Below are 18,258 nucleotides of genomic sequence, written 5' to 3' on the forward strand. Positions count from 1 at the left end.
ACAGACGAAAGGAATGAGTCCCACATGGCGATTGAAGTATTCAACCGATATGAGAGCAAGTATCTTCTGACGGATGAGCAGTACGCACATTTCTACAATGACCTGCTGAAATACATGGAGCTGGATGCCTACAACAAGAAACATGAGTACTACTCCATCAGTAACCTGTACTTCGACACTCCGCAGGATTCACTGATTCGAGCCAGTCTCTCCAAACCAAAATACAAGGAGAAGCTGAGACTGCGGGCTTATGGAATCCCTGAAGAGAACGCCAAAGTGTATCTGGAGATCAAAAAGAAAGTATTTGGCCTGGTGAACAAGCGCAGAACAGCTTTGAAGCTGGATGAAGCATATGAATTCGTCCGTTCGGGACAGGCGCCAGAGCTCGCGGATTACATGAACAAACAAGTTGTCGAAGAGATCAAATATTTTCTTCGGGTATACGATCTGGAACCGAAAGTGTATCTGGCATATGAACGCAAAGCACTCTTCGACAAGAACAGCCGCGATCTTCGCATTACCTTTGACACCAACATTCGTAGCCGCAGATATGATCTGAAGCTCGAACAGGGAGATTACGGTGAACCGCTGGTGAAGGACGGTCGATGGCTGATGGAAGTGAAGGCCGAGAAAACCGTTCCGATGTGGTTGTCACAACTGCTGTCCGAACATGGTCTCTATCGCACCGGATTCTCCAAATACGGCAACGAGTACAGACATCTCGCGAGAACAACGAACCTGAATTACCAGACGGAGCGCATTCTTGTACCAGGTACCGATTTCGACCCATCCATAGAACAAGATAAAACGATTATAGAAAGAGAGCGTGTCCTATATGCTTGATTCACTGTTCAGTTCAGCCCTAACCGATACTAACCTGACGTTTAACAACGCAGTCATTACCATTGGTCTTGCCATCATTCTGGGATTGGTCATCAGCCTTACCTACATGAAGACTAACCAAAGCACATACTCCCAGAGCTTCACCTTAACGATGGTTGTCCTGCCCGTCATTGTCGCCATCATCATCCTGCTCATCGGCAGCAACATCGCACGAGCTTTCAGCTTGGCAGGTGCCTTCTCGATCATCCGATTCCGAAGTGCCCCTGGTGATCCAAAAGACATTGCTTACGTATTGTTCACGATGGCTTCCGGTCTTGCCTGCGGTGTAGGCGCTTTTGGATACGCGGTGCTGTTCACCATTATCCTGTGTGTACTGATGTTTGTACTGAGTCGCTTCAACTTCGGCGGCAAGAAAAGTCAGTTGAAAACGCTGAAAGTCACCATTCCCGAAAACTTAAGCTATGAAGAAGCACTCAATGAAGTGTTCCATACATTCAATGTACCTTTTGATCTGAAAAAAATCAGAACGACCGAACTCGGCAGTCTGTATGAGCTGGTCTACAGTGTAACCATTCACGAAAGTGTTAGCCAAAAGGAATTCCTCGACGCCATCCGTACACGGAACGGCAACCTGGATATCTCCTTAACCATGAGTCCAACAACGGAATATTAATTTTTAATTCGAAGGGAACGATCCAATATGAAGAAAAACATGATAACAGGTAGCAAACTTTGGTCCATCGCCATGATTACCAGCCTACTCGCAGCATGCAGTTCACCAGCAACCACAAGCACAACGGCCAATGCCGCAACGTCAACGACAGGAACAACCAAAACGGTATCTGTCAGCGAGCAAACTTCTGTAAAATACGCCGATCTGGTCTCTCTGGATGCTGACGATACAAATATTAGCTGGAGTGAGGCAGATTCCACAGCGATTAAGCTGAACGGAACAACTGCAACGGTAACCGGTTCGGGCGCCAAAGCAGCGAATGGTTCGGTAACCATCTCTGAAGCAGGTACTTATGTACTTAGCGGTGAGCTAACGGATGGCCAGATCGTGGTCAACGTTGCCGATAAAGGCACCGTACATCTCGTATTAAACGGAGCAACAATTCATGATAATGACAGTGCCGCGATCTACATTCAGAAGGCTGGTAAAGCAGTGATTACACTCGAAAAAGGAACCAAGAATACCGTTTCCGATGGTAAAACGTATGTGTACGCCGACGCTACGACAGATGAGCCTGATGCTGCAATCTTCAGCAAAGCAGATCTTACATTCAATGGTGCAGGTCAATTGACCGTCACAGGTAACTATAATGAAGGTATTACGAGCAAGGATGATCTGAAGATCATTAGTGGTAACATCCGTGTCAAAGCAGCCGATGACGGCATCAAAGGTAAAGATATGGTCGCCATTCAAGCCGGTACGATTACCATTGAAGCCGAAGGCGACGGCATTAAATCAACCAATGATACAGATACCACCAAAGGTTACGTTGCTATCGCAGGAGGTACTTTCGATATCCAAAGTGGCAATGATGGCATTCAAGCTGAAACCGCACTTGTTACGGATGGCGGCACATACAACATTGTAACGGGCGGCGGTAGCGCCAATGCACCAGCCAAAGTAGAAGAAGGTCCATTTGGCGGCGGCGGTGGATGGGGTGGTGGCACACGTCCAACCGATATGGACACACCACCAGATGGCGAACCTCCTGCAGATATGCCGGAGATGCCCAATAACAGCGGTACAAATGCAGGTGCTAATACAAACGGCGCAGCAGCATCCAACTCCGCCAACACAACAACAACAACAACGGATAACAATGCCGATGCGGACACAGCTACAACAGCAACGGAGTCCACAAGTGCCAAAGCACTCAAAGCAGGTACAGACCTTACGGTTAATGGAGGTACGTATACCATTGATTCCATGGATGATTCCCTGCACAGCAACAATAACGTGACAGTCAACGACGGAACATTCAACATTGAATCTGGTGATGACGGCATTCATGCCGATCAGGCCCTGACGATTAACGGCGGAAAAATCACGATTGCGAAGAGCTATGAAGGACTTGAAGGTGCAATGATCACCCTGAACGATGGGGATGTAGATGTAACGGCATCCGATGATGGCGTAAATGCTGCAGGTGGCGAGACGGAAACAGCTGCGAATACAGCGGCAAGTACAGATAGCACTACTACAGCAACCGATGCCGCAACGATATCGAACATCTCTGTAACTGAAACGACAGGCACAACATCAACTACCGATCAGGCATCCCAAGGTACAGCTCTTAATCAGCAAGGACGTGGACCGGGCGGTATGGGTGGTGCAGCAGCGAGCAATAACGAGTTCCACATTAACGGCGGTACACTCACGGTGAACGCAGGTGGTGACGGACTGGATTCCAATGGTTCCATCAACATGACTGGTGGAACGGTTATTGTGAACGGACCGACGGATAGCGGCAACGGAGCATTGGATTATGACGGCACATTTGAAATCAGCGGTGGGTACCTCGTGGCTGGCGGAAGCTCTGGTATGGCACAAGGAACATCCGATGCGTCTACACAAAATACCATTGTGATGACATTCCCTGCAACGCAAAAAGCTGGAACACTTGTACATGTACAAGATAGCGAAGGCAACAACATTCTGACGTTTGCACCAGCAAAAGATTATCAAACCGTGGTTGTCAGCTCCCCGGATCTTGCGAAAGATGGTTCATACGTGATCTACTCCGGTGGTACGTCTACAGGTAAAGCGGTGGATGGACTCTATACAGACGGTACCTATAGTGGTGGAACTCAAGTGGTTGCCTTCCAATCGACCAGTAATGTGACTTGGGTGAATGAATCTGGTGTAACCACTGCCAATACAGGTATGGGCGGTCCTGGTGGCGGCGGTGGACAAGGCGGATTTGGAGGCGGCAGAAACAGATCCCAATCCGGTACAACCACGGACACAACAGGCACCACCGATTCTGCAAAGTAATACGTGCGGTAAGCAATAATCAAGCAATCTCTTGCCCTAACTCAAAGCCGAGACAAAAAGGCCCCGAATCACTTCATAGTGAGTTCGGGGCCTTTTTCGTATCCTCGTTCTTACGTGGTATCTGCATTACTATGATATGGAGCACACTCTTTCATCCATTAACGTTATGGCAGAAGATTTACAGCACTCCAGCTGAGCAAAAAACTGGTGATCACTTTCCTGTTCTTTTCTTTAAAAGGAATACACATACACCTTGGTGCGCAAGGCATCCCGGCATGTAATGGTACGTAGCGGTTCTTTTCCTGGCAGCGCAAAACAGACACTAATCACCTTGGCACCCGGCGGAAGCTCTCGACTGAACTTGTCCAGAAGCCGGGTCATGGCTCCCGGGAACAGATAACAAATCACACAATCTGCATGTTCATAGGAACTGGTGTAGATGTCTCCGCGCATGAAGCGCAGCCTGCCCTTGAGAGAGTGCTTGTTTCCCTTGGCTCGACGTAAGCGAACACTGAGATAGGCAATTATTTGGGAAGACCATAAGGGAATTCTCGAATTCTCAATCCCGGTCAGCCTTTTGCCAGGGCAATGCCTTACAACATCCAGTCCCAATGTACCCCATCCGGAGCCGGCTTCGAGCACATCCCCGTACCCTGGAATGCGGTTTACTTCCTGTATAACCACCTGTCTTACACGACTGGATGTGGGCATCGGGGAAATCCCGTTTTTCCAACTAACAAGTACGATAGATATGACACATATCAATGTCACCACAGCAATCAGCCATGGAATCAGGTAAATGATGAACATGAACTCATCCCTTTGTTATCACTCATTCATTCCGGCACATGAGACTTCATATATACACCCTTTTTATAAACGGACTTGATGGTAAAATGTACACCCAGCTTGCGATTCGTCCGATAGATTAGCGAATTAATCTCGTCGATCCCTACCGCTTCACTCTCCAGCATACTACGCTCTGGCCACACCTGAGCCACAATCTGTTCCCTTGTCACAAAGTGGTCCAGTTGACTATACAGCAACTTGAACAGCTGGTACTCCTTCTTGGACAGCGGAATCTCCACTTCGCCGATCTGTACGGTTTGCAGGTGATCCAGTAAACGTACGCCCTCACCCAGCAGATCCGACACACGATATTCCCTCGTCTCTCCAAGATCGCCTTCCGTGCGAAGTTGGATCAAGCCGTTGACCAACGTCAGGCTGTCTCCTTCGCCAAACGGATATTTCTCATAGGGAACGAGGCGCTGCCCGTTCAGTTCGGTTCCATTTTTGCTATCCAGATCCTCGATCCATAACTGTTGCTGTACATCATAATGAATGCGGCAATGCCGCTTCGATATCATCTGATTATAGACAGACAAGTCCAATTCACTACCGCCTGTATAACGTCCCACCGTAATGGAGCGACCCTGGCTTACATAAGCGAATGAGCCGTCACTTTCCTGTCCTGGCGTACGAATGACGATTTTTGCCGTCTCCCGCATGTTATTCTCCCACCTTCAATGATCACTCACTCGATCTCTATAAACATATCTTCAACAATAATGATAAATTCATCAGATTTGTTCCATTGTTTGCACCGCTATACTTCAATATAGTGGTATACAGGAACGATTTATGTTCGGTTCTACTCACTCTACTATACCAGACGTTGTGCTTTTTTTCTCATGACGGCCGGATGTCTACTTTAGCTCATTCAACAAGAGAGGTACCTTCTAATGAACAAAAAAAATATTTTCATATACGTATTGCTCGCCTTTGCCCTGTCCATGACATTAACCGTGCTCTCCCGTATGAATGATGATGGCGGAGAATCACTGAAAGGCACCTCGGCTGCCGAAAACTCATGGTTACAAATGAAGATCCAGCCCTAAGTCTACTCTATTATAACGTGATCTCCGCGCAAAACGTTTCACGAATGTCATATTAGGCTAAGCCATAGACTCACATCAATAAGGCCCCAGATTGCTGGTCACAGCAGCCCGGAGCCTCATTTTAATCCAAAAAATCTATATTACACGACTTATTTCCCAAAGCGAAGTGAAGTCGACAGTGAACACTACCACCATCCGCACTCACGTCATTGTCGCTTCTTTCTCACACCGAATTTCCTCCACGCATACACGATAAGAGCTACAGGGCCAGCAATCCATAACAGTTGCCATAGCATAATTTTCAGGTCGAATCCCATTTCAAGAATCCCTCCTCCGATAATCGCAAAGGTAAATACAATCGTTCAAAACCCAAATCAATCTTGGTCTTCCTCCGGCACAGTCGGCTCGTCGTCAGGCTTCGCTGTCACTCTGGACTGTACTTCCTCCATCCGGCTGGACACCTTCTGATACAGGTAAGAGATCCCAAGCAATAGAACGCCGAAGCTGAAATAGGCAAAGATTTTGCTGCCTGAGGTAAGCATCCCCACATCATAGAACACCATCTTACCCGTGGCGAACAACGTTAGTCCCAGGCCCAGACGCCGAATCATGACATATTTTCTACGGAATCCATAGGCAATATAGAGAATCGCGAGCAGCAGATAGATCAGGCTGAACATCAGCCCCACATCACCCCACTGGAACTGAATCGTCAGGAAGACGGTGATGACACCCATCAGATACACCCCTGCGATAACCGGGTACCATTCAATGCTCTTGAACTGCCCGCGGATGCCGGCAATCAGCAGATCCCTTCCTGCAAAGAATACCCCTACGTTAAAGATAATTAACACCAGCAAACCAACAATCTCTGCCGCTGTATGCTGTTGAACTTCCGGCTGAAGCGCTGGCATGGTTAAGGTTACGGCCAGTGCAATACAGCAACCAATAGCATGCAAGAAGGTGATATACACCTGCACGTATTGATCACGCAGCAGCTTCACTTTGTTCAGTCCATAGGCCAACGCAATGGTGAGCGCTGCGAACATAAGCAACTTGTAGAACATGTATAACAGGAACGTCCCATCGACAGCTCTGGTATACAATTCATTCGACTCATACAGCACATATAACCACAGATTCGCAAGTGTCACATACTTGAATCCGTTCAGAAAACCCAGCTCCAGCGGGCTGTAATTAAATCTCTCTTTGGAAGATGAGTTGCTGTGAACTGCCCAGGCATAATACAGTGTAATAAGCACAGTTCCCAGCGTGATACTGGAGTATTTTAACATGAAGTAAGAACGTTCCCCGATGAAGAATAGCGCCAGCAGATCGTAGTACACAAAAGTGATTAGACATAGAAGAACGATGCCCCATCCGGCACGTTCCACCGATTTGAACCGTTTCAGATGTCCAAGCGTAACCAGCAGAACCCCTTCGATCAACCAGCCCATCGATAACCACTTGGCCCCGAACTGGAACGGAATAATCAGAATGGCAAAGGTCAGGGAAGTGACATAGAAGAGTAATATCGTCTGTTTCTCCTGAGCCATATGGCGCTGAACGAATCGTGCGAGGCCCAGATACACCACGCAGAAGATCAACGCCAGCAAGCCCTGAGCATCATTCCAATCCGCCACATCAAATAATACGTATAACATCAGACAACTAATGCTCGTATTCATGGCGAGTAGAGCGAAATCCCACCAGGTTAACTTCATTCGGTGTTTGAACGGATATGCCAGTGTAATGCCCAGATATAATACAAACGTCACAATGGAATACAACATGCCAATCTTCTCACTTGGCGACAGCCATAAGAGGATGAGCATGGATGGTGTATTGAACAGGAAACTGATATAGTGCACCACCGGCCACCTTTTGCCAAACGAAATGAACACAATAATTCCGTTTAAGAGCAGCAGATAGATCATGGCTACATAGACAGCAGGGCCCTCAAGCCCGAACGAGAACATGTAGGAGAATAACGGAAGATATCCGCCTACCAAACCTAGTGAACAGATGGTCTTCGACTGGTATCTCAAGGACAACAATACGGAAATTGCCGATACCAATACAGACAGGGCAAGTCCCGTATATAACCCGATAATATGCAGTAAAAAGTAACTATAGAAGACGGAGCCGAACAACACGGATATCCCACCGCCGAGCAGCCCCATCGCAAACGTCTGCCTTTTGCGGCGGAACAGCCACTCTCCTCCAGCAAGCATCAGTGCACCGAGCAGGAAAAAGGCTCCACTCTTCATCTCGTCATTGAACCAGGTCGAGTACGAGTATTGGAACGCTGCTCCAACCCCCAGAATGAGGAGCAGGATGGCTACCTTGTTGATCCAGCTGAGTCCAATCTTCATCTCCATGCGATTCTGCTTGATCCGGCGTTGAATAGTCTCTTCGCTCAACCCTTCCTCCGCCATATGCTCATATCCACGTTCCATGTGCCCACGCAGAGCCTCTTCTCTATCCCGTACAGCTCGTCTGTGCGATTCAATGCGCTCATTCACCTCTGCCGCAAGGTAAGCAATCCTCTCCTTCACCTCGTGGGAGTCCTCTTGCAACTCCTGTGCTGCCTGGTTGTACAGCGCGTTTAGATTGGATTTGGTTCGATGCTCATGGAATGCAATTCGATCATTATGTACTGCTGTTTTCCCTTGAAAATAGGTCTCCATCTTCTCCCGCGATACCCGGATCAGATTCAGCTTTTCATCCAGCATCTGTTCGGATAACGCCATGCGAAGACGTGCATTCTCTTCTTCCATCTTGCGTGAGCGAAGTTCGAGCTGTTGCAGCTTGAGCTTGTGGGCTTCATACTGTTCCTGTAACTGTTCATTCTGAACGATCAGGTCATCGGACTGGTATTCCTGGAGCAAGGCGTGATACTCCTTCGCCAGTTGCTTTTGTTGCTCCTGAACCTGTTGAAGCCGATCCTTAAACTCCTTCATGAGCTTCCTCCGTTGGTTGATGTTTAATCTTTTCCCTATATTTTACTATATGTATGCCATAAAAAGAGGTTTAAACATTAGATATATCTGTGCAATATTTCATCCGTAGGATCTCAAACGCAAAAAAGCCGGGAAGCAACTGCTTCGCCGGACTTATATTCATATGAGCATTTGCACAAGAATCGATGCTTATGCCGCATCACTCGTCTCCGATTGGTCCGCTGACTCGGGCTCAATTATCTCGGTCGCATCTGGGTCCAGCCAACTGGCGATCATGCCACGCACATATTGCAGATCGTCCTCAGACAGATCGTAGTACCATGTGCCACTGCGCGTTGCACCCTCACCCTTCAGCATGTAATTGCTGATCGTTGGTATGCTATCTTTCATATATAAGGACTCGGCAAATTTCACGATAAAGTCCGAGGTCATGTTGGTTGTAAAATTCGATCCGGCAATCTGGATTACGTCCGGGATCTTGGTCAGATTTTTGACTTCCAGCGCACGATTCATGAAGGCACTTAGGAAAATCCGGTGACGCATCGTCCGATTGAAATCGGAGTCCTCCCGGTAACGCACATAACCAAGCGCTTCTTCGCCGCTATAGATCGGTTTATTGGCTTCAACAAACAGCTTCTCATGAATTTTGAGTTTGTTCTCAATATTCTTTTTGATTGGCAGTTCAACGCCACCCACCGCATCAACAATATCCTTGAGCCCGTTAAAATTAATCGCGGCATAGAAATCCACTTTGTTCCCCAGCAAATTCTCCACCGTATCCATCGCCATCTTGGCTTCACCATGGGCATACGCTGAGTTGATCTTTGACTTCACATCCCGGCCGACAATCTCGGTATAGGAATCACGTGGAATGGACAGCAGCAGCACTTTATTGTCTTCTGGACGCACGACTGAATAGATGATGGTATCCGAACGGCTTGGTTCGTTATCCCGTTGGTCAATACCCAGCAGCAACAGCGAGAATGGATCCGTATGTTCCACGACAGGGGCATCCTTATCGCCCGCTGGTACAAAGGAGTCATCCAAGGCTTCCTTCACCGTAGCTGAAGCGAACAAATTAAAGGCAAACACGACGAGTTGCTTTTGATAGATAAATCCGAGCCCTCCCAACACAAGCAGCACACTTAGGGTGATGATCAATGGCTTCTTCCATTTCTTCTTCGGTTTCTTCGGCTTCCGTCTTGTTAAATGTGCGGCACTGTTTTCCATCATATCTCCTTTAATAACGGGTTCTTAGAATCATTTAACTATATTAATAACACGTTTTCAATAGATTACGTTATAATCTGCATTACATAAATGAATAGAGAAGGAGCGATGAATGATGGAGTATCGACGTTTGGGCAATAGTGGTTTGCGTGTGTCGGCACTGGGGCTTGGCACCAATGCGTTTGGCAAACGCGCGGATGAAACAGCTTCTACCCGCATTATTCATGCAGCGATGGATCAGGGCATCAACTTTATCGATACCGCCAACATCTACGCAGGCACGGAATCGGAACGCATTATTGGACAGGCTCTCACAGGTCGACGGGAAGACGCGGTGCTTGCTACCAAGGCCGGATTACCCCGGCATGATGGTCCTCATGGGCGGGGTTCCTCCCGCTACCATCTGCAACAAGAGCTGGAACATAGCCTGCGGCGTTTGCAAACGGATTACGTCGATCTGTACCAGATCCATACTTTTGATCCCCATACACCACTGGATGAGACACTGCGCACACTGGATGATATGGTCACTTCCGGCAAAGTCCGTTACATCGGAGCCTCCAACTACGCAGCCTGGGAGCTGATGAAAGCTCTGGGCATCATTGAACAGAAAGGTTATGTGCGCTTCATCTCCACCCAAACCAGCTACTCCCTGGCAGACCGTACGCCTGAGTTGGAACTGGTGCCGATGTGTCTCGATCAGGGTGTAGGCATTATCCCGTATTTCCCGCTGGCAGGTGGTATTCTGACCGGTAAATATAACGGACAGACCCGTGTGCCTTCTGGTTCCAGAGCAGACACCGATCCGTCCTTCAACCGTTTCCTGCTGGAGCATAATATCCAACTGAGTGAACAAGTGAGTGCTAAAGCTGCCTCATATGGTTGCTCCCCGAGTGTGCTGTCACTCGCATGGCTACTGACACGTCCAGCTGTATCCACAGTGATTGTGGGCGCTACACGCACCGAACAGCTGGAACATAATCTGGCTAGTCTGGACATGTCACTGCCCGATGAGCTGTTGGCCGATCTGGACCAGATCAGCGACTCTTTCCGTCGCCGCGAGCCGTTTGCATCCTACCGAATCGATTGAGTAACCCAAATAGACCTCCCGACAAGATGAAGTCAGGAGGTCTATTTGTATTTTACAGAGGCGCTATAATTATTAATAATCAGAAAATTTTCCAGTTCCACTACATTCTGTAGTTTAATACATTAAAAAAAGATATATTACGGATCAACTCTCTGTTTTTTGGCGAAGAAACTCCTGCATGATCTCCAAATACTCTCCCTTACGTTCATCCAAAGTTTCGAAAAATGCCTTGTCCGATTCCTCGACCAGATGGATTCCCTCCACAGCCAATCGGGTTCCTTCTTCCGTTGTTGTGATAATATTGGCACGCGTATCTGTCTGATGACGAGCGCGGGTAATTAATCCCCTTTTTTCAAGCGCACGTAGAACCTGAGAAGTCACGTTAACATCCACCTTGGCAAACTGAGCAATTTGAACCTGAGTCACTCCCTTGCCTTCCTCATCGTGTTCATTGAGCCATAAACAGGCGTGCAATAATACAAATTGAGGTTGTGTCAGTTCGAGGGGCTCCAGCACCCTGCGTACTTCCTTTTGCCACATGGCTGTAACCTGCCATAACAGATATCCCGGACTTTCTTGTGCGTTTTTATACCGTGAGCTTGTCATCTCATACCTCCATGATGTGCGACCTTATGCAACAGAATATATACCCGTCAGTCAATGAAGTAAATCCATTATTCATATAACGATGATGGAAACATATCCGTTGCAACTCTGTGTGTTCTTTCTCAAAAAAATAATTAGCGCGCAGGGATAAACTGCTTCACCCATTGTCCGAATCCTTGCGGATTGCGGCTCTGTATAAGAATAGTTCCTTCTCCCCGGAACCTACATACCAGTCCTTCTCCACTTGTAACACTGGATAACCAGCCCTGTGAAGCTTTCTCAATACGGTAATCTACATAATGAGGCCATGCCACCAAATGGGCGTTATCCACGATCATTTCTTCACCTGCTGCTAGATTAATTGCATGGATGGCACCATAGGAAGACAGAAATACGGTTCCACGTCCGCTGATCTCAATAATGAAGAAACCTTCTCCCGAAAAGAGACCTTTTTTCAGGTTTTGCATTTTGGTATTCACCTGAATGCCCTCGGTTCCTGCCAGAAATCCGTCTTTCTGCACATAAAGTGAATAGGAACCGTCCAATTCAACAGCTTCTACATCGCCCAAGCTTGAAGGTGAGAGCAGAATCTCTGCCGATCCGCCCGTAGCCGTCAGTTCCTGAAAGAAAAACTTCTCCCCGCTCAGCATCCGACCGAACCCGGCAAACATCCCACCTTCTGCTGAACCCTTCAGTTCAACCGTAGGAGTCATAGATACCATCGCACCACTCTCGGCCTTGAACCGCTCTCCCCGCTGCAAATGTACCTTGAGCATCGCAAAAGCACCATCATATAAAATCTCATAGTTCACGGTTGCACCAGCTCCCTATTGTCAGAGTTAAAATCATTGAGTCCATTATCTTCCAGAACTGCTGATTTGTCTCCGTATTCCTTCACAATATGTTGATCTCCCCAATTGCAGAGCGCATTGAGAATCGGTTCAAGACTTCTCCCGTAATCACTCAATTCGTATTCTACTTTGGGAGGAACCTGATTATATACGATGCGGTTTACGATTCCGTCGTTTTCAAGCTCTCTCAGTTGCTGTGTTAACATTTTTTGTGTAATTGCGGGCATAATACGCTTGAGATCACTGGTTCGTCTTTTCCCATGTGTCAGATGACAGAGAATGACGCATTTCCACTTGCCACCGATCACCTCTAAGGTAGCTTCAACCGAGATGTTATATTTTTTTCTAACCATAACTTGCTTCCTCCCTGATGAATTGAATTACATCCGTCGCATGCTGTATAGGCACCAAAAAGTACGTAGGGTACTAAAAAGTACGTACTATTCAATCTATACCGAATAACTCATAATAGCATTTGCCGGTACGTAAATCTACATTCGGGGGAGTTGAGCAAGAAATGTTACAAGATTCAAAACGCAGCACATGGGCATTGCTTGCGCTGGCCATTAGTGCATTCGCGATCGGTACCACAGAGTTTATCAGCGTTGGGCTACTGCCCCTCATTGCAGATGACCTGGGCATTTCCGTAACTACTGCGGGACTGACCGTTACTTTATATGCATTAGGCGTTACCTTTGGGGCTCCTGTTCTGACCTCACTGACGTCTACCATATCACGCAAAACGCTATTGCTTGCCATCATGATTGTCTTCATTGCGGGTAATACGATGGCTGCACTATCGACGGGCATCACCATGTTACTCATTGCACGAGTAGTGTCCGCTCTGGCACACGGGGTGTTCATGTCCATTGGCTCCACGATTGCAGCTGATCTGGTGCCTGCCAACCGTAGGGCGAGTGCCATTGCCATCATGTTCTCCGGTCTAACCATTGCCACAGTAACCGGTGTACCTCTCGGTACACTCATTGGTCAACATTGGGGCTGGCGCGCTGCCTTTATCCTGATTGTTGTGGTTGGCATCGTTGCAATGATCGGTAACCTGATACTCGTGCCATCCACGTTGAAGCGAGGAACACGGACGGCATTTCGGGATCAGCTGAAGCTCGTTACAGGTGGACGCTTGCTGCTTGCTTTTGCCATCACGGCTGTTGGGTACGGAGGAACATTTGTTGTGTTTACGTATCTGTCCCCGTTGTTGCATGATATCAGCGGATATTCCGAGAAAACAGTAGCGTTCATTCTGTTGTTGTACGGAATCGCCATTGCTGTTGGCAACATCATCGGCGGCAGAGCAGCCAATCGCAACCCGCTCAAGGCGCTCTTCTACATGTTCATCATTCAGACCATCATTCTCGGCGTGATGTACTTCACCGTCCCGTTTAAGTTGGCAGCACTGCTCACCATTATGGGTATGGGCCTGCTCGCTTTCATGAATGTGCCTGGTCTTCAGATGTACGTTGTAACCTTGGCTGAACGATATGCACCACAGGCCAAGGATGTAGCCTCAGCCTTTAACATCGCCGCATTTAATGCAGGGATCGCTATAGGTGCTTATTTGGGTGGAGTGATCAATGATTCCATCGGTTTGATTCACACGACATGGGTCGGTGCCTTGATGGTTCTCGTAGCTGTAATCCTGACCGCATGGGCTAAAATGCTGGAAAGCAAGGATCAACATGCATCAGTCGAAATGGAGAAAGCTTCGTTCTAATTTCCATTCCGACCATGGGTCTCACTCTTATATATATCAGTTCCAGCCTGCGAGGGGAACCGGTTTCATATGGTAGTTTATTATACTATAATACGTTGAACCCAATTTGATCTACTATGATTTAATTTTGTATGATAAAACAACAAAAATTCAGCTTAATATGACTGATTTTTACACACTTTAAGGAGGAAATCTCATGACAACAGCTCAAACCGCACAACATTTACAATCCACAGTAACTCTGCATAACGGTGTTTCTATGCCTTGGTTCGGACTTGGTGTATTTAAGGTAGAAGAAGGATCTGAACTGATTGAAGCTGTGAAAAATGCGATTAAACATGGATACCGAAGCATTGATACTGCTGCAATATACGGCAATGAAGCCGGTGTTGGTCAAGCGATTGCAGAAGCTTTGCAAGAAAACAACCTGAAACGCGAAGAACTGTTTGTTACATCTAAAGTATGGAATGCAGACCTCGGATATGAAGAGACACTTGCGGCTTTTGATACAACCTTGAACAAACTGGGACTGGAATACCTTGACCTGTATCTGATTCACTGGCCTAAGGCAGGCAAATACAAAGCAGCCTGGAAAGCAATCGAGATACTGTACGCAGCCGGCCGTATTAAGGCGATTGGCGTAAGCAACTTCCAGATTCATCATCTCGAAGACTTGATGCAGGATGTCAAAGTGAAACCAATGATCAATCAGGTGGAATACCACCCTCGCCTGACTCAGGTTGAGCTTAAGGCTTTCTGTGAAAAACATGGTATCCAGCTTGAAGCTTGGTCGCCTCTGATGCAAGGTCAGCTGTTGGACAATCCAGTACTCACGGCTATTGCTTCAGCCAAAGGCAAATCGGTTGCACAAGTCATCCTGCGTTGGGATCTGCAAAATGGAGTCATTACCATTCCGAAGTCCACCAAGGAAAACCGGATTATCGAGAACTCCTCCATCTTCGACTTTGAACTTTCAAATGAAGAGATGGATCAGATCAGTGCTCTGAACGAAGATGTACGCGTTGGACCTGATCCGGACAACTTCGATTTCTAAATTGAATCGAATTGCTGTTATTCTGTGCTGATTTGCAGGTAAAATAAAACAGTGAAAAGCCTCCAGACTTCTCGTTACGTACGAGAGTTGGAGGTTTTTCACTGTTTTTTGTTTCTCAACAGATGACATTGTCACTTCTAAAATTCTGAAACCTCAATCTCTATAATCAATCAGCTTAACTTTCAATTTGATCCGCAACAAATTCATTCTCGCATTGTCAAATTTATAAGTGACATTGAATTCACACACATATGTGGTGGTAGACCGGCCAACAGATCCCCTGAGGTTCAATTTTTTCCAAAAAAAATAAATGTATACACCACCAAACCCAAGGCTATCTTGCTCGTGATAATCCGGAACTGGATCAAATTCATAATTGAAGTTGTATTCTTTTCCTTGCACTTTAACCGAAAGATGTTTTTGTTTGACTGCTAGTGTATTTAAAAGAGTAAAATAGCATCTACTTTTTCGTTTAGTTTAAAATTTCAAAATTATTCCTTTTTTTCTAGTAGATCGCAACCTTTTGTTGAAGTATGACGTTAAGTATATGTGGAAGCATTTTCCAAACCACTCAGAAAACAAAAGCAAGAATAAAAAAACTATGAGGTGATAATGAATGAAGGTTAATTACGTAAAAAATGGTATTATCACATTAGCTCTCGCTGTACCACTTATGTTCAGTTTTAACCTTACAACAAGCGCAGAACTTACTAACTCCGGTAGTCCAGACGCAGGAATTAGCGTAAAGTCTCCAGATAACCTGAATGATACCTGGAAGACACCAATCAATGAAGGAATTATTGCTTGGAACGGTACTCCTACTCCAGTTACAATTGGATACTTGAGTTCATCAACCAACACAATTACAGCGGCTTCTTATCCAGATACCTGGTATGGCCTAAATTCACAGTGGTTTTCCCCAAAGTATAGATACACAATTCAATTAAACTCAAGAACAATTGTCAGAGACGCCACTAATTTCTCCAATTTTGTTAAAGGAGCGACCGTTCATGAATTTGGGCATTCCTTCTTCTTGAAAGATAACCCGAATACAACTAAGGCGTCTATTATGAAATATAGCAATGATTTTAACACAGTCACTACCCCTAGGCAGTATGATATTGACGATGTAAATACTGCTTACTAATTTAAAAGGATTGGGAGGAAGATAGCATGAAGAATTTTACATCTGTAGCTTCAGCATTTTGTATCACTGCAATGTTACTCGCCGGATGTGGAACAGCAGAGCCATCAAAAGAAGGATCCGCTGCAACAGAAACAGCAAAAAAAGAAGTGGTGCTGATGGATGCCTCTTTTCCAACTTACAACAACATTGATGAGTTGGCTAACCAGGCGGATTTAATTATTGAAGGAAAGATTTTAAAATCATCTTTTAAACTTATAAATATCGCAGAAGAACCTGCTGATCCTAATGATGAAAAATTAAACCCAGGTGGGGATATATCAGACAGCCCCGCTATTCCATATACGATCTATGATGTTGAAGTACAAAAAAACTATAAAGGGGAAGCAGCCGAAAAAGAAATCATTCAAGTCAAACAAGTAGGGGGAGAGGATCAAGAACATACATTTAAGGTAGAAGATTCTGAAGAACTCAAAACGAATGAAAACTACGTTATGTTCCTAGCGACGTTTGAAAATTCACCGGCATCACTGTTAAATCCAGTTCAAGGTTCATACACGGTAGAAGATGATGGTACGATTAAAGGGAATGAAAAAAACCAAATCAAAATTGAAATGAACAATTTGTTGAAGTTAGAACAACAGTAAATACTCGAAAGAAGGCACTGACTGGATTAATTTCAGCGCCTTCTTTTTATCCCTCTACTAGCCATTATTTTTCGAAAAACAATAATGGCGTATAGCGCTTGAACAACATTATAATCATCATGATCGGCAATAATGCGAACTTCCGGATTTTGCTCTTAATGAGTTTGGACGTACTGGTACACCTCCGCTACCGTTTCTAATGGATCTGGCGGAAGATACTTTCGCCACGCTTTAAAAATCTGTACGCCTTAAACATCAAATTTCCCCAATTTAACAAAACCATGATGTGAAAGATACACTTCTATAAATCTAACTTCCATTTTGGAATCATTATTATATGAATCGTTCTTGAATCCCCTCTCTAGAAATAGATCGGTAGTATAATCATTGCTCATTATGAAAAAGCCATCTTCGGCACTACTTTTAAGCAGTTCCACATTCAAATTCTCCCACAAAAATTTTTACGATTAATACAACTAGTGTTACCTGAGCGCCAATGTAAGACGTTATAACCTGTAACGCCTACATTAACGTTGAAGCAATCTAGGCCAGCGTCACCGAGTCTACTGTTACGCCTGTAGAACAATCGCGTTGGAGGCGTTACAGCGATAAGGCCCCTTGGCAAGTATCGTTCCAGTACCCCGTGTATCAGTTTTTGTTAATGTAAGCCCACAAAAAAGGCCATCCACCAAGTCCATAAGAGATTCGAAAGACAACCTTTCATTATAAATATCGCAAAGTAAATATACTTGGCTTAATGCCGATTAATCCCTCTCTCCCCAAAAGGCTGCCACCCGTCCTCACCAGACAAAATAAGCGGCAACGCATATTCGGCGGCTTCCTGTTCGCTCAGCACTTTTGCCCATGAAACTCTCGTTGTCGCTTTTCCCGCCCCAGGCCCGAAACTGTTATATTCCACATACTGAACGGTCTGCTCTGCATCTGTCTTGTTCCAGTTGTGCCATCCCTCCCGCTTCACATGAGCGCCGATCCAGCAGTTCACTTGTCCATCCGCATCCTCCGCTTCAGTCAGGCGATGCTTCGTAACGATCTCGTAGCCCTTAAACACCACCGTAGCCGAGCCAAGAATAAAATCGATATCACCTTCGATGTAACAGTCCTCGAAATACTACCGAAGTTTGCGCCGCACTGAACGAAGATGTATGCATTGGACCTGATCCGGACAACTTCGA

General features: G+C 46.1%; 18 protein-coding genes. 9 read left to right on the plus strand and 9 right to left on the minus strand.

Going from position 1 to position 18,258, the window contains the following annotated elements; translation table 11 throughout:
* The first annotated feature begins 24 nt into the window (after positions 1–24).
* The 3 genes from MHH25_RS29620 to MHH25_RS29630 are packed head-to-tail and all read left to right on the plus strand — an operon-like array spanning position 25 to position 3,850.
* Complete coding sequence (locus MHH25_RS29620) at positions 25–843, plus strand: polyphosphate polymerase domain-containing protein (protein WP_340020558.1); 819 nt, start codon at positions 25–27, stop codon at positions 841–843.
* Positions 836–1,516: a DUF4956 domain-containing protein gene (locus MHH25_RS29625; RefSeq protein WP_036612177.1), complete on the plus strand. Its 681-nt coding sequence runs from the start codon at positions 836–838 to the stop codon at positions 1,514–1,516. The genes MHH25_RS29620 and MHH25_RS29625 overlap by 8 nt, the downstream gene beginning before the upstream one ends.
* A 27-nt stretch (positions 1,517–1,543) precedes the next feature.
* Positions 1,544–3,850 (plus strand): carbohydrate-binding domain-containing protein, encoded by a 2,307-nt coding sequence (locus MHH25_RS29630; protein WP_036671658.1) that lies wholly within the window; start codon positions 1,544–1,546, stop codon positions 3,848–3,850.
* A gap of 231 nt (positions 3,851–4,081) precedes the next feature.
* Here MHH25_RS29630 and MHH25_RS29635 read toward each other — a convergent pair whose 3' ends face one another.
* Positions 4,082–4,660: a class I SAM-dependent methyltransferase gene (locus MHH25_RS29635; protein ID WP_036671660.1), complete on the minus strand. Its 579-nt coding sequence runs from the start codon at positions 4,658–4,660 to the stop codon at positions 4,082–4,084.
* A 26-nt stretch (positions 4,661–4,686) separates the two neighbouring features.
* Positions 4,687–5,358 (minus strand): FHA domain-containing protein, encoded by a 672-nt coding sequence (locus tag MHH25_RS29640; protein WP_036671661.1) that lies wholly within the window; start codon positions 5,356–5,358, stop codon positions 4,687–4,689.
* A 234-nt stretch (positions 5,359–5,592) separates the two neighbouring features.
* Here MHH25_RS29640 and MHH25_RS29645 point away from each other — a divergent pair, with 234 nt between their 5' ends.
* Complete coding sequence (locus tag MHH25_RS29645) at positions 5,593–5,748, plus strand: hypothetical protein (RefSeq protein WP_156946129.1); 156 nt, start codon at positions 5,593–5,595, stop codon at positions 5,746–5,748.
* A 374-nt stretch (positions 5,749–6,122) separates the two neighbouring features.
* Here MHH25_RS29645 and MHH25_RS29650 read toward each other — a convergent pair whose 3' ends face one another.
* Positions 6,123–8,711, minus strand: a complete 2,589-nt coding sequence (locus MHH25_RS29650; RefSeq protein WP_036671663.1) for a DUF2339 domain-containing protein — start codon at positions 8,709–8,711, stop codon at positions 6,123–6,125.
* Positions 8,712–8,900: 189 nt separating this feature from the next.
* A complete protein-coding gene (locus MHH25_RS29655) occupies positions 8,901–9,944 on the minus strand; it encodes an LCP family protein (RefSeq protein WP_308737350.1) in 1,044 nt (347 codons plus the stop codon).
* Between the two features lie 112 nt (positions 9,945–10,056).
* Between MHH25_RS29655 and MHH25_RS29660 the strand changes: the two genes are divergently transcribed.
* Positions 10,057–11,031: an aldo/keto reductase gene (locus MHH25_RS29660; protein ID WP_340020559.1), complete on the plus strand. Its 975-nt coding sequence runs from the start codon at positions 10,057–10,059 to the stop codon at positions 11,029–11,031.
* Positions 11,032–11,175: 144 nt separating this feature from the next.
* Here MHH25_RS29660 and MHH25_RS29665 read toward each other — a convergent pair whose 3' ends face one another.
* The 3 genes from MHH25_RS29665 to MHH25_RS29675 all read right to left on the minus strand — a co-directional run bounded on the left by MHH25_RS29665 (position 11,176) and on the right by MHH25_RS29675 (position 12,841).
* Positions 11,176–11,637 carry a MarR family transcriptional regulator gene (locus tag MHH25_RS29665; protein WP_036612197.1) on the minus strand — a complete coding sequence of 154 codons (462 nt, stop codon included), beginning with the start codon at positions 11,635–11,637 and terminating at the stop codon, positions 11,176–11,178.
* A 134-nt stretch (positions 11,638–11,771) separates the two neighbouring features.
* Positions 11,772–12,449 (minus strand): TIGR00266 family protein, encoded by a 678-nt coding sequence (locus MHH25_RS29670; protein WP_340018744.1) that lies wholly within the window; start codon positions 12,447–12,449, stop codon positions 11,772–11,774.
* Positions 12,446–12,841, minus strand: a complete 396-nt coding sequence (locus tag MHH25_RS29675; protein ID WP_017691613.1) for a winged helix-turn-helix transcriptional regulator — start codon at positions 12,839–12,841, stop codon at positions 12,446–12,448. Before MHH25_RS29675 ends, MHH25_RS29670 begins: the two co-directional genes overlap by 4 nt.
* Positions 12,842–13,005: 164 nt before the next feature.
* Between MHH25_RS29675 and MHH25_RS29680 the strand changes: the two genes are divergently transcribed.
* From MHH25_RS29680 to MHH25_RS29695, 4 genes are all read left to right on the plus strand, one after another.
* The gene (locus MHH25_RS29680; RefSeq protein WP_340018745.1) at positions 13,006–14,220 is read left to right on the plus strand and encodes an MFS transporter; all 1,215 of its coding nucleotides are present in this window, start codon (positions 13,006–13,008) and stop codon (positions 14,218–14,220) included.
* Positions 14,221–14,416: 196 nt separating this feature from the next.
* The gene (locus MHH25_RS29685) at positions 14,417–15,274 is read left to right on the plus strand and encodes an aldo/keto reductase (protein ID WP_340018746.1); all 858 of its coding nucleotides are present in this window, start codon (positions 14,417–14,419) and stop codon (positions 15,272–15,274) included.
* A 616-nt stretch (positions 15,275–15,890) separates the two neighbouring features.
* Positions 15,891–16,421 (plus strand): hypothetical protein, encoded by a 531-nt coding sequence (locus MHH25_RS29690; RefSeq protein ID WP_051447254.1) that lies wholly within the window; start codon positions 15,891–15,893, stop codon positions 16,419–16,421.
* 26 nt (positions 16,422–16,447) lie between these two features.
* On the plus strand, positions 16,448–17,065 hold the full coding sequence (locus tag MHH25_RS29695; protein ID WP_036612205.1) for a hypothetical protein: 618 nt from the start codon (positions 16,448–16,450) through the stop codon (positions 17,063–17,065).
* Between the two features lie 248 nt (positions 17,066–17,313).
* Here the strand turns inward: MHH25_RS29695 and MHH25_RS29700 are convergent, their stop codons facing one another.
* Positions 17,314–17,502 carry a hypothetical protein gene (locus MHH25_RS29700; protein ID WP_036612207.1) on the minus strand — a complete coding sequence of 63 codons (189 nt, stop codon included), beginning with the start codon at positions 17,500–17,502 and terminating at the stop codon, positions 17,314–17,316.
* Between the two features lie 317 nt (positions 17,503–17,819).
* The gene (locus MHH25_RS29705; protein WP_162158981.1) at positions 17,820–18,134 is read right to left on the minus strand and encodes a pectinesterase family protein; all 315 of its coding nucleotides are present in this window, start codon (positions 18,132–18,134) and stop codon (positions 17,820–17,822) included.
* Positions 18,135–18,258 lie beyond the last annotated feature (124 nt).

It is taken from the genome of Paenibacillus sp. FSL H3-0457 (genome assembly GCF_037981725.1).
In the GTDB taxonomy this organism is placed as follows: domain Bacteria; phylum Bacillota; class Bacilli; order Paenibacillales; family Paenibacillaceae; genus Paenibacillus; species Paenibacillus amylolyticus.

Bases quoted from the DNA above. Each gene is read 5' to 3' on its own strand.
- MHH25_RS29620 (WP_340020558.1), top strand. From the start codon at position 25: ATGGCGATTGAAGTATTCAACCGATATGAGAGCAAGTATCTTCTGACG.
- MHH25_RS29625 (WP_036612177.1), top strand. From the start codon at position 836: ATGCTTGATTCACTGTTCAGTTCAGCCCTAACCGATACTAACCTGACG.
- MHH25_RS29630 (WP_036671658.1), top strand. From the start codon at position 1,544: ATGAAGAAAAACATGATAACAGGTAGCAAACTTTGGTCCATCGCCATG.
- MHH25_RS29635 (WP_036671660.1), bottom strand. From the start codon at position 4,660: ATGTTCATCATTTACCTGATTCCATGGCTGATTGCTGTGGTGACATTG.
- MHH25_RS29640 (WP_036671661.1), bottom strand. From the start codon at position 5,358: ATGCGGGAGACGGCAAAAATCGTCATTCGTACGCCAGGACAGGAAAGT.
- MHH25_RS29645 (WP_156946129.1), top strand. From the start codon at position 5,593: ATGAACAAAAAAAATATTTTCATATACGTATTGCTCGCCTTTGCCCTG.
- MHH25_RS29650 (WP_036671663.1), bottom strand. From the start codon at position 8,711: ATGAAGGAGTTTAAGGATCGGCTTCAACAGGTTCAGGAGCAACAAAAG.
- MHH25_RS29655 (WP_308737350.1), bottom strand. From the start codon at position 9,944: ATGATGGAAAACAGTGCCGCACATTTAACAAGACGGAAGCCGAAGAAA.
- MHH25_RS29660 (WP_340020559.1), top strand. From the start codon at position 10,057: ATGGAGTATCGACGTTTGGGCAATAGTGGTTTGCGTGTGTCGGCACTG.
- MHH25_RS29665 (WP_036612197.1), bottom strand. From the start codon at position 11,637: ATGACAAGCTCACGGTATAAAAACGCACAAGAAAGTCCGGGATATCTG.
- MHH25_RS29675 (WP_017691613.1), bottom strand. From the start codon at position 12,841: ATGGTTAGAAAAAAATATAACATCTCGGTTGAAGCTACCTTAGAGGTG.
- MHH25_RS29680 (WP_340018745.1), top strand. From the start codon at position 13,006: ATGTTACAAGATTCAAAACGCAGCACATGGGCATTGCTTGCGCTGGCC.
- MHH25_RS29685 (WP_340018746.1), top strand. From the start codon at position 14,417: ATGACAACAGCTCAAACCGCACAACATTTACAATCCACAGTAACTCTG.
- MHH25_RS29690 (WP_051447254.1), top strand. From the start codon at position 15,891: ATGAAGGTTAATTACGTAAAAAATGGTATTATCACATTAGCTCTCGCT.
- MHH25_RS29695 (WP_036612205.1), top strand. From the start codon at position 16,448: ATGAAGAATTTTACATCTGTAGCTTCAGCATTTTGTATCACTGCAATG.